This window comes from Moraxella sp. 179-F 1C4 NHS (assembly GCF_045370505.1).
GTDB classification, from domain to species: domain Bacteria; phylum Pseudomonadota; class Gammaproteobacteria; order Pseudomonadales; family Moraxellaceae; genus Faucicola; species Faucicola tetraodonis.
The window spans coordinates 63,180-77,160 of record NZ_JBIQEC010000010.1 but is presented as its reverse complement, the minus strand read 5'-3'; the positions used below and the strand labels follow the sequence as shown (position 1 = coordinate 77,160).

Here is a 13,981-nt window from a genome sequence, read left to right as displayed (position 1 = left end):
GAGTCAATATAAGCCTTCTCTATGAACGACCAATCTGATAACAACCTGTCTAGTCCCTCAGACGGTTCTGAGCATCATCCTACTCAGCACAGTGACGCCTCTCACGCCGAGGATATTCCAGATTCTCAATTGCAGGACAATCATAGCAAAGATAACGGTATCGATGACAAGGATATCACTGACAAGGATGACGAAGACCCGCATAGTAAAAACGTCAATGGCAATGATGCTTGTCTGATTAATCGTTCAACGCGAGAATTTAATGACCACATCACCGGTAGAAACAAAAAAAATAAATACCGTCTACTGGGGCTGCTCGGGTTTATTGTATTGGTGCTAGGCTGGTTGTTATTTGCTTGGTATAACACCCTATATGGCACTATCACCCAGCCTAAGCAGATGGTGACTATTAATAAAGGTCAAACCTACTATGCGCTGGTAGACGACTGGGATAAAAAGAAAAAGCTGTTCGTCGCGCCACTTGCCAAACTATATATCAAAATGACGGTGGATAAACCGCTCCATTCAGGGGTCTATCAACTGCCTGAAAATCCAAGTTTTGCCAATTATTTAGCCATGCTACAACAAGGTGAGAAAGTCGCTTTTATTAAAGTGCAAATCATTGAAGGCAAAACAGCCAAAGATTTATATCAACATTTGACGGACAATAAAGGGATTAAAAACGAAGTTATCCATGGTAGCAAAGTTGACGTCGATAAACTTGGGCTCAATATCCCTGCTGACTACCATCCGAATGGCAACCTTGAAGGTTGGTTCTCACCGGACACCTATTATTTTAATGAAGGCAGTAGCGATAAAAAAGTGCTAACGGATTTATTTACCCGTCAACACACGGCGTTGATGGAAAATTGGAACAATCGCCAAGCCAATCTCCCGTACAACACACCGTATGAAGCGCTAATTATGGCATCCATTATTGAAAAAGAAACCAGTGTCGAAAGTGAGCGGGGTGAAGTGGCAGGCGTGTTCGTCAATCGTCTGAAGAATAATATGCGCCTGCAAACCGATCCGACCGTGATTTATGGCATGGGCGATCGTTACGATGGCAATATTCGCAAATCTGACCTTGAAGAAAAAACCGCTTATAACACCTACCAAATTGACGGCTTACCACCGACACCGATTGCCTTGCCAAGTATTGCATCCATTAAAGCGGCACTTCACCCAAATCAAACTGATTCGCTGTATTTTGTGGCAACGGGTAATGGCGGTCATAAATTTACCAGTAATTTAGAAGACCATAACCAAGCGGTACAAGACTATCTGCGGGTGATGCGTGAAAAACGCGCCAGCCAAAACAGCCAATTAGGTCAGTAAAAAACGATACCCATGCAAACAGCTGCGAAAGCCCGCATTAGCGAAAAATTTATCTCATTTGAAGGTACCGAAGGGGTGGGTAAATCTACCTTGATTGCCAATGTGGCAGCGCATTTGACCGCGCAAGGCATTGACTTTATCCAAACCCGTGAACCGGGCGGTAGTCCGTTTGCTGAGAAGTTACGCGCCATGTTACTTGACCCAGCAACGACCATGACAGAGGACAGTGAACTGCTATTGATGTTTGCGGCGCGTGCCGATCATGTGGCGCAAGTGATTTTGCCAGCGCTCGCTCAGGGTAAATGGGTGCTGTGCGACCGCTTTACCGATTCCACCATTGCCTATCAAGGGTTTGGGCGCAAACAGGGCGATAGGGCAGAACTTAGCAAAATTGAATTACTGATTAGGGATTTTGTGGCAAAAATGCCAGATATGACCATTTGGCTAGATTTACCGGTGACAGAAGGGATGAGCCGTGCCAAAAATCGCGGCAAACTAGACCGCTTTGAGCAAAATCAGCTAGCGTTTTTTGAGCGGGTGCATCAAGGGTTTGCTTATCAAGCAGCGCAGCAACCACAGCGCGTCAAACGCATTGATGCGCAGGGTACACCTGATGAAGTGTTGGCAAAAGTGCTAACGCAGCTGGGTATTTAATGTCGTTATTTAGTGTTATAAAGCTTTTACAATTATTTTGAAAAAAGGGGATGATAAACATTCCCTTTTTTATTTAACCCAAACTATGGCATAGATGGGGTTAAAATCACGTCTGCCGCGACTGGCAAAGTTTGCGGAAAGTCTTTGTTGTAATGCAGTCCGCGCGATTCGTGGCGACGTAGCGCCGAGCGCACAATGAGCTCAGAGACTAGCAGCAAATTACGCAATTCAATCAGATTTTTGCTGACCACAAAGTTGGCGTAGTAATCATTTACTTCTTGTTTTAACAACAAAATGCGGTTGAGTGCGCGATGTAGGCGTTTGTCTGAGCGCACAATACCAACGTAGTGCCACATGCTTTGGCGCAATTCATCCCAGTTTTGTAGTAGGATGACTTCTTCGTCAGGGTCGGTTACATGTTGGCTGTCCCAATCAGGAATAGCAGGAATGGGGGGGACGCGATTTTCTGCAAATGCGGCGGCAATATGGCGCGCTGCAGTCATCCCATACACAAAACATTCTAATAGCGAGTTGCTCGCCATGCGATTGGCGCCATGCAGACCCGTAAATGACGTTTCGCCCATGGCATATAGATTGAACACATCGGTTTGGGCGTTTTCATTGACCATCACCCCACCACAGGTGTAGTGAGCGGCGGGTACCACGGGGATTTTATCTTGGGTCATGTCAATGCCCAGCTCTAGTAGCCGCTCATATAACATAGGGAAATGACCTTTAATAAACGCTGGGTCTCTATGAGTAATATCTAACCAAACATGACGTATTCCCAAACGCTTCATCTCAAAATCGATGGTGCGAGCCACGATGTCACGCGGTGCCAGCTCACCCCGTTCATCGAAGCGAAGCATAAAGCGCTCACCTTCTGGATGTTCTTTGGTTGCTGGCAGGCGCAGGTAGGCACCTTCACCGCGCATGGCTTCGGTGATTAAAAACGAACGCGCTTCTGGATGATATAGACAAGTAGGATGGAACTGATTAAATTCCAAATTCGCAACGCGGCAACCTGCGCGCCATGCCATCGCGATACCATCGCCCGTGGCAATATCTGGGTTAGATGTATACAAATACGCTTTTGATGCCCCGCCGCATGCTAAGGCGATAAAGGGCGCGGTAAAGGTAATGACTTGATTGGTGGCCAAATCAAGGGCGTACAGCCCCACGGCACGATTGGGCTCGCTAATCGGACTGTAGTTGTGTTTGCTAAGTTTGTTGGTGGTGATGACATCAATGGCAGCGACATACTCAAACAGTTTGACATTCGGACATTGTTTGACACGTTTGACTAACGTGGTAGAAATGGCCACCCCAGTGGCATCTGCCGCATGGATGATACGACGTTTGGTATGACCACCTTCACGGGTCAGGTGCAAGGTTTCGTTCTCATCCAAGGTAAACTTGACACCTTGTTTGAGCAAAAACTCCACCGCTTCTCGGCTATGCTCTACCGTAAAACGTACCGCATCTTCATGGCAAAGACCTGCCCCTGCAATCAAGGTATCATCGACATGCTCATCAACCGAGTCATCATCCGATAGTACTGCTGCCACGCCGCCTTGGGCATAAAAAGTGCTGGCTTCGGTGAGCTTGTCTTTTGCCAAAACCGCAATCGATAGATGGCTTGGCAAGGATAAAGCTAACGATAAACCTGCACCGCCACTGCCAACAATTACCACATCAAACGCGTGGCGATGGTTAGCCTGTGCTTGCGGCTGGAGAGTTTCTTTGATAGGGGAGTTTGACACATTAACGCTTGCTGTCATAACGCTGACGTCCTTCAAATTAATGAGTTAAAGAGCCAAAAAATCTAAGCAAGCGCTGAGCAAATTGGGTCACCGTGCTACATTTAAAAGGCTGTGTTTAAAAGGCTATTTTAAAAGCTATGGTTAAAAGGCTATGGTTAAAAAGCCATGGGAAAATAAGCTATCATATCAGCTTTTATAAATGATGGCGGATTTTTTCTATGGTTTGTTTTTTAAGTAGCTAGCCCATCTAAATAGCCCATGGTTAAGGCTAAACAGGGTACGACGTATGCAAACGCGCTCGTCTTTGTTTTGCCGTCGCTGACAGACAATGGGGGAAAATGCAAAGTCAGGCGTTTTTTAAAGCAATTTAATACAAAAAACTCGCCTAGCTGTTAATCCATTTTTTGCGATATGATGATAGTTTAAATTGTCATATTCATCATTGCCATTTATAATGGGCGCTTTTTTTATACGTATTTGTCATGCAAATTATTGATTATTCAGTAAATTTAGGTAACGCTTGATATGGGTGGTAGCATGATTGGCAGTTGGCTAGGTCATCTTGGAGCGCTCATTGCCGTTTTGGTAATCCTATGGTCGTGCCTAAAAACCGTGCAACTCAAAGCGCGAACAGATAATCTGCAAATCCTGCTGCAACTGGTCAGTTTCTACGCGCGCTATTGGTTTGTTTGGTTGTTGGTGTGGGCAAACGTGCAACTGCTGTATGACAACCAAATTATTTACTGGCTGCTTATCGCGTTATCCTTGTTGTATATCTATATGAGCTGGGTTGAGCCCAATCGGCTGCGCGTTTCGCATTTTTCAATCAATTTGACCGTATCTGCGACCTATCAACCTGCGACCGATATTTCACTGGCTGCGCCATCATCACAACCTATCAAAAGACAAGCTGCAAAAATTGCGGTGCTGAGTGATATCCACATTGGTATATTTTCTAACCCGCATCAGTTAGCGCGTTTGGTGAAATGCCTTAACCGCTTAGATGTTGATGCGGTGCTGATTTTGGGTGATTGGTTATATCAAGCGACAACTTTGGATGCCCATCTAAGCCCATTTAAAACGCTGAACAAGCCTTGCTATACCGTCCTTAGCGATGCCGATACCCAGCAGGTTGTCGATGATGCACAAAATAGCGAACCTGCTAGCAATATGCAGTTAATGAATATTTTGCCAACCTTCGGTATTCAATTATTGCCTGAGCAAGGCTTGCGCATTGCCGGGATAAAAATCATAGGCATTCATAATGGCAGTACAATGGATTTACCGCGCGTGATTGAACAGCAGCGCGGCGCGGGGCAGCCATTAGTGATTGCCACCCATGATATCAAGCAGTTAGAAGCCAATCCGCGAACGTTAAGTGACGCCAACAACGATACTTTGGTGATTGCGGGGCAAACCCATGGTGGGCAGGTCAATATACCTATACTGACACCGCTGATGGTGAGAGCATTGACAGGTAATAAACTGGCGGCAGGGTTACGTCAACCCGATATACCCAAACAATCCGACTATCATCCCAAAGCACTCAATGCGGCTAACAAACCCAGCAAACGCTACCAAGTATGGGTGAATACTGGGATTGGCATGACAGGGTTGCCGTTTCGGTTTAACTGCCCGCCCACCATTGATGTGCTAACTATCCAGGTTCAAACGGTTGATGCTTAACCCATACCATTCGCCACTGTAAGCCAGCGACTATAAACCAGCTGCTGCCTTATTATCTGGTTGAGTGGGGTCTATAACCTGATTTGCTACAGCGGTGGAGAAACTTGCGTTTGCTATCAAAGCGCTTAAACTTCGCCCCAAATGTATGCTACACTAGACAAAAATTTTCAAAAAATTGTCGCAGCTGTTACATATTCTACTTAAGGTTTTGTCCAAGGTATTGTTATGACCCCCATTTTAGATAAACTACAAGGCTCTATGGTCGCGTTGATTACACCTATGCATAGCAATGGTGACGTCGATTGGCAATCATTGGCAAATCTCATTGATTGGCAAATCGAGCAAGGTACGGACGTACTGGTATCGGTTGGTACGACGGGTGAATCCGCAACCTTATCCATGCAAGAGCATGTGGATGTCATTGAATTTACCATGAAGCAAGTGGGTGGTCGTATTCCCGTCATCGCGGGTACCGGCGCTAACAATACAGTTGAAGCCATTGAGCTGACCCAGCACGCCAAACAGGCGGGCGCTGATGCCGTGCTGTTGGTTGTCCCCTACTACAACAAACCGACCCAAGAAGGGCTATACTTACACTATAAAGCCATTGCTGAAGCCGTGGACATTCCCCAAGTGCTATACAACGTACCCGGGCGCACTGTTGTTGATATGCAGCAAGCAACGGTCGAGCGCTTAGCGGACATCGAAAATATCATCGCGATTAAAGATGCGACGGGTGACGTGGCGCGTGGTGCCAAACTGATTGAAGCAGTAAAAGGTCGCATGATTGTATGGTCAGGGGATGATGAAAGCGCGTTAGCACTGATGCGTCATGGGGCAAAAGGCAATATCTCAGTGACCGCCAATGTCGCACCAAAAATCATGAGCCAAATTTTTGGCTTGGCACTCAAAGGTGAGTTTGAACAAGCCGAAGCATTAAACCAAAAAATAGCCCATTTACACCAAGATTTATTTATCGAGTCAAGTCCAATTCCTGCAAAATATGCGTTACACAAAATGGGTCATATTGAGCAAGGTATCCGTTTACCATTAACTTGGCTTACCCCAGAACACCAACAAGTGATGGATGAAGCACTTGCCAAAGCAGGTTTACTATGAAAAAAACACGCAGCACCAACCGCAATCGATTCAACGCCCAGCTAGCCCTAGCGATTATTGCCTCTGCTAGCATTGCTATGACAGGCTGTACTACTTTTAAACGTAAAGTTGGCGACAATTCTTTGGACTATACCAAAACCAAAAAACTTGAACCCATCCAATTACCGGCAGATGCACAAACGCTACCTTTTACGCCAGTTTATGCAGTGCCGCAATCGGGTGAAAATACGTTAAAAATCACAAAAGAAGGCAGTAAGCGTTTTGAGCTACCGCGTCCAATTAGTACCGTAAAATAGAGAGTGGCTGACCGCATCTATGATAGTTTGCAGCTGGTGTTGCTAACCGCGTATCAGCCAATCAATGCAACTGTCATAAATTAGCTACACTGAGCCAACCTTAGCCAATCTTAAACAGCCATTTGGGAATTACCATGCAAAAACTCGATTTACTTTATAAAGGCAAAGCAAAATCCGTCTTCGAAACTGACAATCCAGATTATCTGATTTTAGAATTTCGTGATGATACCTCTGCGTTCAACGGCGAGCGTATCGAACAGTTAGCGCGTAAAGGCAAAGTCAATAACCGCTTTAATGCCTTTATCATGCAAAAACTCAGCGAAGCAGGCATCGAAACCCATTTTGAACAGCAATTATCGGATGAAGAAGTGCTGGTCAAACGCCTAACAATGATTCCCGTCGAGTGTGTGGTACGTAACTATGCGGCAGGTAGCCTAGTACGTCGCTTAGGCTTGCAAGAAGGTCAAGCGTTGACTCCACCTACCTTTGAATTATTTTATAAAGATGACGGTCTAGGCGACCCAATGGTAAATGATTCATTAGCGGTATCACTCGGCTGGGCAACGCAAGCACAACTGGATGAAATGAAAGCCTTAACCTTCAAAGTCAATGACGTGTTATCAAAAATGTTTGATGACGGTGGTTTGATGTTGGTGGATTTCAAACTAGAATTTGGGGTATTCAAAGACCGTATCGTACTGGGCGATGAGTTCTCGCCAGATGGTTGCCGCGTCTGGGACAAACAAACCAAGAAAAAACTGGATAAAGACCGTTTCCGTCAAAGCCTCGGTGATGTGGTCGAAGGTTATGAAGAAGTTGCCCAGCGTATTGGCGTGTCTTTGGTTGATGAGTCAGGTCGATAAATCGGACGCATTCATCAAGCTAGCTAATCGCTACAGCGCATCTAATTAAATCCAATTAAATTTGGATGGCATGTGAAATAGATAAACATCTAAAACTGGGGCTTGCTCCAGTTTTGTGTTTTTAGCAGGTTATTTAAGTTTAAGTTTAAGTTTTTAGCCCTCAATATGATTAACAAAAGAGTCTTTCATTTGGACAACCCTATCACTCATCAATATATCAAGCACCCGCTCACCACCTTGACCCAATTCAATCGCAATCCCAGACCTTGGCATATGCCATTGTTTGTGGCATTTGCGATTAGTTTTCCAGTGATGGTCGGGGCGTATCTGGGTGATTTGCGCATGGGGCTACTCGCGTCACTCGGTGCGATGGTGATTTTAAACTTACCCTATACTGGGTCGTTATTGTCTCGCATGACCACGGTATTGGCGTGTAGTTTTGGGATGGTCGCGTGTTTTGCCGTTGGTTTGGTCGCCCACAACGTACCCATCTTGACAATTCCCCTGATGTTTTTTGTGACCTTTTGGTGTACGCTGTTTAGCCGTTATTATAAGTTACCACCGCCTGCTGGGCTGTTTATCATCATGGCTTCAGCGATTGCGCTGTTTATGCCTGCACCGGTGTCACAAATCCCACAGCTGATTGGCGTGGTGGCATTGGGCGCGTTGTTTGCGGGGATGGTGGCGTGTTTTTATGCGTTACTGCTAATTTATAACAAGCCTGTCTTACCGGTAAACACACCGATGCCCGTGCGGGAGATTTTGGGTGATACTTTTATTGTATCGTCGTTTATTGCTTTATCATTGCTGCTCGCGCTGTGGCTAGAGATGCCCAAGCCCTATTGGGTGCCGATGAGCTGCTATGTCATCATGCAAGGGATGAATTTTCAAAGCATGTGGGTCAAGCAGATACATCGGATTGTGGGTACAGCGATTGGTATGCTGCTAGCTTGGCTATTGCTATCGGTGCATTTGAGCGATATGGGTGTGGCGCTAGGCATTTTTGGCATGATGTTTTGTATTGAGACTTTTGTGGTACGCCATTATGGGGTGGCGGTTATTTTTATCACCCCACTGACCATCTTTTTGGCAGAGTACAGCGCGGTGCGGCCTACCGCAATCAGTGAGATTATCATCACGCGGTTTTGGGATACCGTGCTCGGCTGTCTCATGGGTGTGCTAGGCGGTATTGTCATTTTATCACCGATAGTGAGGCAAAAATTACAAGTCATCGTCGATAAAATCGTGGCGAAATTGCTAATTTAGCTTTTTTATCCAAAAAAACAAAAAAGCCACTCGATAGTCTGGGTGGCTTTTTTATAATCTTTAAAATTCATTTTTAAAAATAATCTTTAAAACTAACCGCTAACATGAATCGCTCAATCCCAAGACAGTCATCACCCCATCGAGTCCTGCGACGGTTACCGCATAATCTGCTTGGTCACGCACAATCGGTTTGGCGCGATAGGCAATACCGATATCAGCTAGCCCTAGCATTGGCAAGTCATTAGCGCCATCGCCGACAGCAACAGTCTCTGACAGCTTAATGCTTAAACGCTGTGCTACGGCTTGCAAAATTTCGGCTTTACGCTTGCCATCTACAATCGCTGAGGTGATTTCACCTGTCACTAGATTATCGACGATATCTAGGTCATTGGCATAACTCTCATCCATTCCTAAGCTGTTTTTCACGTATTCGGCAAAATAGTTAAAGCCGCCTGAGACCAATACCACATAGTAACCATGATTTTTCAGTGCGCTAATCAAGCGTTTTGCCCCTGGGCTAAAGGTAATGTGATTGGCAATAATGTCTTCGAGCACCTCACTTGATAACCCTTTAAGTAAAGCCACACGGCGAGTAAAGCTTTGGGCAAAATCAATTTCGCCGCGCATGGCAGATTCGGTAATAGTATCAACTTGCTCACCAATCCCGGCTTTTTTTGCCAATTCCACAATCACTTCTTGCTCAATCAAGGTCGAATCCATATCAAACAACGCCAGTTTATGCGGGCGCACCAATGTCGCAAGGGGCATGACATTGATATCTACGTGATAGAGGTTGTTGGCGGCGACTTGTTTGACCCGTTGGGGTAAGTCGCTGATATCGCTATCTGATTCCAGCGTCACAATCCAGCGAATTGTCGTCACAGGACTGGTTTGCTCAGCTTGGGCGAGTGTGTCATTGGCTTGCCAATCAAGCTCATTGACTAAGGTATCTTGATGTAAGAGGCGAATGGCAGGATGAAGGCTTGCAAGGGTTTCGCTGACTTGGCTCAATAGCCCCAATTCAAACTTGGCAGCGCTTAGGGTAATCGCGTAACTATGGGGAAAATGCTGATTAAGTTGATACAAAAAATTCGTCGTCATGGTAGTTTACCCCTTGTATGCCAAAAAAATAAACATGATAATGTAGCATTTAATCGCTCCTAAAGAAAGTTTAATCTACCCATGAATCATCTAGCTCCCCGTCAAGGCAAATTCGCTATTGTGCTACTTATTAGTTTTTGTTTACATTTTTTGATGCTTACTTTTAGTAGTGAAAAATCCCAATACGAGCAGCGTACCCAAAAGGGTGAAAAAATTGTTGAACAGTTAGCCAAAGAAGCCATGGTGGGCATCACGAGCCAAGATAGAATTAGCCTGAGCGTCTTGGCAAACCGCTACCAAGTAGATCAGGAAGTCGCCAAGCTTGTCATCAGTGACCAAAACAACCAGCCGCTGGTGCAAACGGGACAAGCGCAAAACGAAGTGGGGCAGGTAATTGATAAACCCATTATCCAAAACAACCAAGTTCTCGGTCACGCCACTATCATTATGAAAGCGGTCTCCAAAGGCGAGATTGTCAGTAGTCAATGGTTGTTTGTATTAGGGTCAGCAATTTTGCATGGGTTTTTATGGTTGATTTATGGCTATATGGCGCGCCCAACGCAGGAACAGCTTGCGCAATTGGGTGAAAAAGTCCAGCAGCATATCGCGCTTGCGCGTGGCGGTTTAGCACCCCCCAACCCTGTATTGACAGCCGATGGTGAATTGCAGTTAGACGAAGACACCTTGTACAATATAGGGGATAGCAACGCCACCGCGCAACCTGCCGCCACTGGCAAAACCATCAATGATTTTTTAAATCGAGAAAAATCAAAATCTGCTAAAGACATTCACCAAACCCAGCCTACAGCCACTGAAGCGACTGACAATCTGGCTCAAGAAAATATAGTAGACAGCCAAAAACAGCCTGAAATTGAATTACAAATTCATTTTTATGACCAGTATCATCTGCTAAAACGGGTGGCACCTGAAGTTGCAAAACCGTATTTTCAATTATGTAATCAGCTATTGATGCGCGCATCAAACAGTTTGTTTAATTCCTCAAACAATGTGTTAAATCGCTATATCAAAGACGTGTATATCAAAGACAACTCGCATTTTAATGCCAATGGCGCAGTCATTCATCTAGCAGGTAAAGCGGAGCAATTGCCACTGGCAGCGGTGTTGTTGTCAAAATTGTTGATTATCCTCAACCAAGTGGTATACGAAAAACACCGTGAGCTATCGCGTTTTGCCTTGCCATTAACCATCGGTACCAGTATCAGTCATCAATTCGATGACGTACAAAAACTAATGGCAAACCACGCCAAAGAAGATGGTTTATTACTCCTGTATCCACTGGATTTGCTTAAAACTTTAGATGGTAAAGTGCAGTTTAAAAACTTGCAACATCCGACCACTATCACAGAGCGTGAAATGGTTTGGTACAACGGTTTATCAGAAACCTTGATGACCGAACTCATTGCCAAACGCGATGATATTTTGACCGCCACAGAAAAATAAACGAATCATCGCTATTTTTTCTATCGCCACTTGACTTGACCGACAAAACCCATTATAAGGCTTTATGAAATTGCAAATTTATCGAATCGACCAGCGAAAGGAGCACTAAATGGCTGATCCAGATATTGACGATAGCTTTGAAGATGACAATTTTGATGATGACGATGACGCGCGACTCGTAGATGACGACGCATCGGGTCGAAGTCGGGCAAGTAGTCTTGAAAAACGTCGTTTGATTGATAATTTATTGGAAGAAAAGCGTCTAGAGCGCTCACTCAAAGACAGTTTTGATGACGATCTTGATGACTTAGATGATGACGACGATTTTGATGATGATGAGTTGTAAGTCAAGCAAAAGGTTAATACACTAGGTATTAACCTTTCTTTTTTCAATCCGCTTTTTTGATAGAATACTAGGATAACTACCATGGATTTTGATGATTTAATCGATTTTTTAGACAGTGATGACAACGAATTTGGGCTATCGAGCATCGCTACACACGGCTTTTTAACCGCTTCTATTGTCGGCAAACCTTTATACAATTGGCAAACCTATCTTTTTGAAGGGCATGAAAAACAAGTCAAGCCAGATGTATTAGCAGCCATCGTACAGTGGCGTGATGAGCTGCAAGCCATGCTGCAAGATGAGCGTGAAATTGAGCTGCCTTTTGATGTCGACGAAACTGATTATCTCGATATTGAAAACTCAGAAATCAGCGAATGGTCGGTGGGCTTTGTTGATGCCATGTATGCCAGCGATGACGAAGAAGATGATTGGTTTGATAATGACGACAGCGAAGAAGATGTGGCAATGCTGACGTTACCGATGATTTTGTTTAGTGGCATTGATGAAGACCAACCTGATATGCAAGAGCTACTCAAAGACCCAGAAACCATGAGTCAAATGGCACAAGCCATAGAAAAAAATATCGTTGAGCTGTTCTTACTCTTTCATACCAATGATTAATGGTAGTCACAAAAAAGGGCAATCGCATCGATTGCCCTTTTTTTATTTACCGCATTATTTTTGCTCTAGTTGCGGTACGTCTGAGCCATGGGCATTGGATAACAAACCTGATTGGCTATATAACGCCAATTTAGCCCGGGTATCTGAAATATCTAGATTGCGCATGGTCAGCTGACCAATACGATCCATTGGCGTGAACGCCGCATCTTCCACTTTTTCCATTGATAGACGTTCTGGTTGGTAGGTCAAGTTGTCGGATTTAGTATTTAAGATGGTATAGTCATTACCGCGGCGTAGCTCGATGGTGACTTCACCCGTGATAGCTTTGGCGACCCAGCGCTGGGCTGTTTCACGAAGCATCAAGGCTTGTGAGTCAAACCAGCGACCTTGGTACAACAAGCGACCTAGACGTAAACCATTGATACGGTACTGCTCGATGGTGTCTTCGTTATGAATCCCAGTGACCAGACGCTCATAGGCAATGTGCAACAGCGCCATGGCAGGGGCTTCATAGATACCACGTGATTTGGCTTCGATGATACGGTTCTCAATTTGGTCACTCATCCCAAGACCATGACGACCGCCGATTTCGTTGGCTTTTAAAATCAAATCCACTGGGCTATCAAAGGTTTCGTCATTGATTGCCACGGGCATGCCTTGTTCAAAGCGTACGGTTACTGTTTCTTTGTCGATTTTGACATTTTCATCCCAAAATGCCACACCCATAATCGGCTCAACGATGTGCATGCTGGCATCCAAAAACTCCAAGTCTTTGGCTTCATGCGTCGCGCCGAGCATATTTGAGTCGGTTGAGTAGGCTTTTTCTTTGGACATTTTGTAGTCAAAGCCATTGTCGATTAGGAACTGTGACATCTCGCTACGACCGCCCAATTCATCAATGAAGGTTTGGTCAAGCCACGGTTTATAGATTTTAAGGGCAGGGTTGGTAAGTAAACCGTAACGGTAAAAACGCTCAATATCATTGCCTTTATAAGTTGAGCCATCGCCCCAAATGTTGACATCATCTTCTTTCATGGCGGTGACTAGCATGGTGCCTGTAACCGCACGACCCAGTGGCGTGGTGTTAAAGTAGGGCATACCACCGGTGCTGACATGAAACGCACCGCATTGAATTGCGGCAATACCTTCAAGCGCCAATTGCAAACGGCAATCAATCAAACGCGCTTTGACCGCACCGTATTGGTCGGCTTTTTTGGGAATGGCGTTGTAATCGTCTTCGTCAGGTTGACCTAAGTTCGCGGTATAAGCGTATGGCAGCGCGCCTTTTTGCTTCATCCAAAGTAGCGCAGCTGAGGTGTCAAGTCCGCCTGAAAACGCGATACCGACTTTTTGCCCGACGGGGACAGATTGTAAAATGGTGGCGTTATTAGTGGCATTGTTTGTGGTATCGTGGCTCATAACCTTTCCTATCAAGTCATCAAAAAATAATCTGTAAAATCAACCTAT

General features: G+C 45.1%; 13 protein-coding genes. 10 read left to right on the top strand and 3 right to left on the bottom strand.

Annotated elements, in window-relative coordinates:
- The first annotated feature begins 21 nt into the window (after nt 1–21).
- Nucleotides 22–1,338: an endolytic transglycosylase MltG gene (mltG, locus tag ACH0AB_RS06570; RefSeq protein ID WP_406877651.1), complete on the top strand. Its 1,317-nt coding sequence runs from the start codon at nt 22–24 to the stop codon at nt 1,336–1,338.
- Between the two features lie 12 nt (nt 1,339–1,350).
- Nucleotides 1,351–1,992, top strand: a complete 642-nt coding sequence (gene tmk, locus ACH0AB_RS06565) for a dTMP kinase (protein WP_406877650.1) — start codon at nt 1,351–1,353, stop codon at nt 1,990–1,992.
- A gap of 83 nt (nt 1,993–2,075) precedes the next feature.
- Here the strand turns inward: tmk and nadB are convergent, their stop codons facing one another.
- Nucleotides 2,076–3,773 (bottom strand): L-aspartate oxidase, encoded by a 1,698-nt coding sequence (gene nadB, locus ACH0AB_RS06560; protein WP_007116158.1) that lies wholly within the window; start codon nt 3,771–3,773, stop codon nt 2,076–2,078.
- Between the two features lie 519 nt (nt 3,774–4,292).
- Here nadB and ACH0AB_RS06555 point away from each other — a divergent pair.
- The 5 genes from ACH0AB_RS06555 to ACH0AB_RS06535 all read left to right on the top strand — a co-directional run bounded on the left by ACH0AB_RS06555 (nt 4,293) and on the right by ACH0AB_RS06535 (nt 8,985).
- Nucleotides 4,293–5,441 carry a metallophosphoesterase gene (locus ACH0AB_RS06555; protein ID WP_406877649.1) on the top strand — a complete coding sequence of 383 codons (1,149 nt, stop codon included), beginning with the start codon at nt 4,293–4,295 and terminating at the stop codon, nt 5,439–5,441.
- Nucleotides 5,442–5,666: 225 nt separating this feature from the next.
- The gene (dapA, locus tag ACH0AB_RS06550; protein WP_309592978.1) at nt 5,667–6,560 is read left to right on the top strand and encodes a 4-hydroxy-tetrahydrodipicolinate synthase; all 894 of its coding nucleotides are present in this window, start codon (nt 5,667–5,669) and stop codon (nt 6,558–6,560) included.
- Nucleotides 6,557–6,856 carry a hypothetical protein gene (locus tag ACH0AB_RS06545; protein ID WP_007116155.1) on the top strand — a complete coding sequence of 100 codons (300 nt, stop codon included), beginning with the start codon at nt 6,557–6,559 and terminating at the stop codon, nt 6,854–6,856. The genes dapA and ACH0AB_RS06545 overlap by 4 nt, the downstream gene beginning before the upstream one ends.
- Before the next feature lie 134 nt (nt 6,857–6,990).
- On the top strand, nt 6,991–7,719 hold the full coding sequence (gene purC / locus ACH0AB_RS06540; protein WP_050325481.1) for a phosphoribosylaminoimidazolesuccinocarboxamide synthase: 729 nt from the start codon (nt 6,991–6,993) through the stop codon (nt 7,717–7,719).
- A gap of 165 nt (nt 7,720–7,884) precedes the next feature.
- Nucleotides 7,885–8,985, top strand: coding sequence for an FUSC family protein (locus ACH0AB_RS06535; protein WP_406877647.1), 1,101 nt, complete (start codon nt 7,885–7,887; stop codon nt 8,983–8,985).
- A gap of 99 nt (nt 8,986–9,084) precedes the next feature.
- Here ACH0AB_RS06535 and serB read toward each other — a convergent pair whose 3' ends face one another.
- On the bottom strand, nt 9,085–10,086 hold the full coding sequence (gene serB, locus ACH0AB_RS06530; protein WP_095356158.1) for a phosphoserine phosphatase SerB: 1,002 nt from the start codon (nt 10,084–10,086) through the stop codon (nt 9,085–9,087).
- A gap of 81 nt (nt 10,087–10,167) precedes the next feature.
- On the opposite strand from serB, the gene ACH0AB_RS06525 reads away from it, so the two are divergent.
- The 3 genes from ACH0AB_RS06525 (at nt 10,168) to ACH0AB_RS06515 (ending at nt 12,514) form a co-directional block, all read left to right on the top strand.
- Nucleotides 10,168–11,547 carry a hypothetical protein gene (locus ACH0AB_RS06525; protein ID WP_309592976.1) on the top strand — a complete coding sequence of 460 codons (1,380 nt, stop codon included), beginning with the start codon at nt 10,168–10,170 and terminating at the stop codon, nt 11,545–11,547.
- A gap of 109 nt (nt 11,548–11,656) precedes the next feature.
- Entirely contained in the window at nt 11,657–11,893 is a 237-nt protein-coding gene (locus tag ACH0AB_RS06520) for a PA3496 family putative envelope integrity protein (protein WP_007116151.1), read from the top strand.
- 81 nt (nt 11,894–11,974) lie between these two features.
- Complete coding sequence (locus ACH0AB_RS06515; RefSeq protein WP_406877646.1) at nt 11,975–12,514, top strand: YecA/YgfB family protein; 540 nt, start codon at nt 11,975–11,977, stop codon at nt 12,512–12,514.
- Nucleotides 12,515–12,568: 54 nt separating this feature from the next.
- Here the strand turns inward: ACH0AB_RS06515 and argG are convergent, their stop codons facing one another.
- Nucleotides 12,569–13,933 carry an argininosuccinate synthase gene (argG, locus tag ACH0AB_RS06510; protein WP_036594535.1) on the bottom strand — a complete coding sequence of 455 codons (1,365 nt, stop codon included), beginning with the start codon at nt 13,931–13,933 and terminating at the stop codon, nt 12,569–12,571.
- Nucleotides 13,934–13,981 lie beyond the last annotated feature (48 nt).

Bases quoted from the DNA above. Each gene is read 5' to 3' on its own strand.
- mltG (WP_406877651.1), top strand. From the start codon at position 22: ATGAACGACCAATCTGATAACAACCTGTCTAGTCCCTCAGACGGTTCT.
- tmk (WP_406877650.1), top strand. From the start codon at position 1,351: ATGCAAACAGCTGCGAAAGCCCGCATTAGCGAAAAATTTATCTCATTT.
- nadB (WP_007116158.1), bottom strand. From the start codon at position 3,773: ATGACAGCAAGCGTTAATGTGTCAAACTCCCCTATCAAAGAAACTCTC.
- ACH0AB_RS06555 (WP_406877649.1), top strand. From the start codon at position 4,293: ATGATTGGCAGTTGGCTAGGTCATCTTGGAGCGCTCATTGCCGTTTTG.
- dapA (WP_309592978.1), top strand. From the start codon at position 5,667: ATGACCCCCATTTTAGATAAACTACAAGGCTCTATGGTCGCGTTGATT.
- ACH0AB_RS06545 (WP_007116155.1), top strand. From the start codon at position 6,557: ATGAAAAAAACACGCAGCACCAACCGCAATCGATTCAACGCCCAGCTA.
- purC (WP_050325481.1), top strand. From the start codon at position 6,991: ATGCAAAAACTCGATTTACTTTATAAAGGCAAAGCAAAATCCGTCTTC.
- ACH0AB_RS06535 (WP_406877647.1), top strand. From the start codon at position 7,885: ATGATTAACAAAAGAGTCTTTCATTTGGACAACCCTATCACTCATCAA.
- serB (WP_095356158.1), bottom strand. From the start codon at position 10,086: ATGACGACGAATTTTTTGTATCAACTTAATCAGCATTTTCCCCATAGT.
- ACH0AB_RS06525 (WP_309592976.1), top strand. From the start codon at position 10,168: ATGAATCATCTAGCTCCCCGTCAAGGCAAATTCGCTATTGTGCTACTT.
- ACH0AB_RS06520 (WP_007116151.1), top strand. From the start codon at position 11,657: ATGGCTGATCCAGATATTGACGATAGCTTTGAAGATGACAATTTTGAT.
- ACH0AB_RS06515 (WP_406877646.1), top strand. From the start codon at position 11,975: ATGGATTTTGATGATTTAATCGATTTTTTAGACAGTGATGACAACGAA.
- argG (WP_036594535.1), bottom strand. From the start codon at position 13,933: ATGAGCCACGATACCACAAACAATGCCACTAATAACGCCACCATTTTA.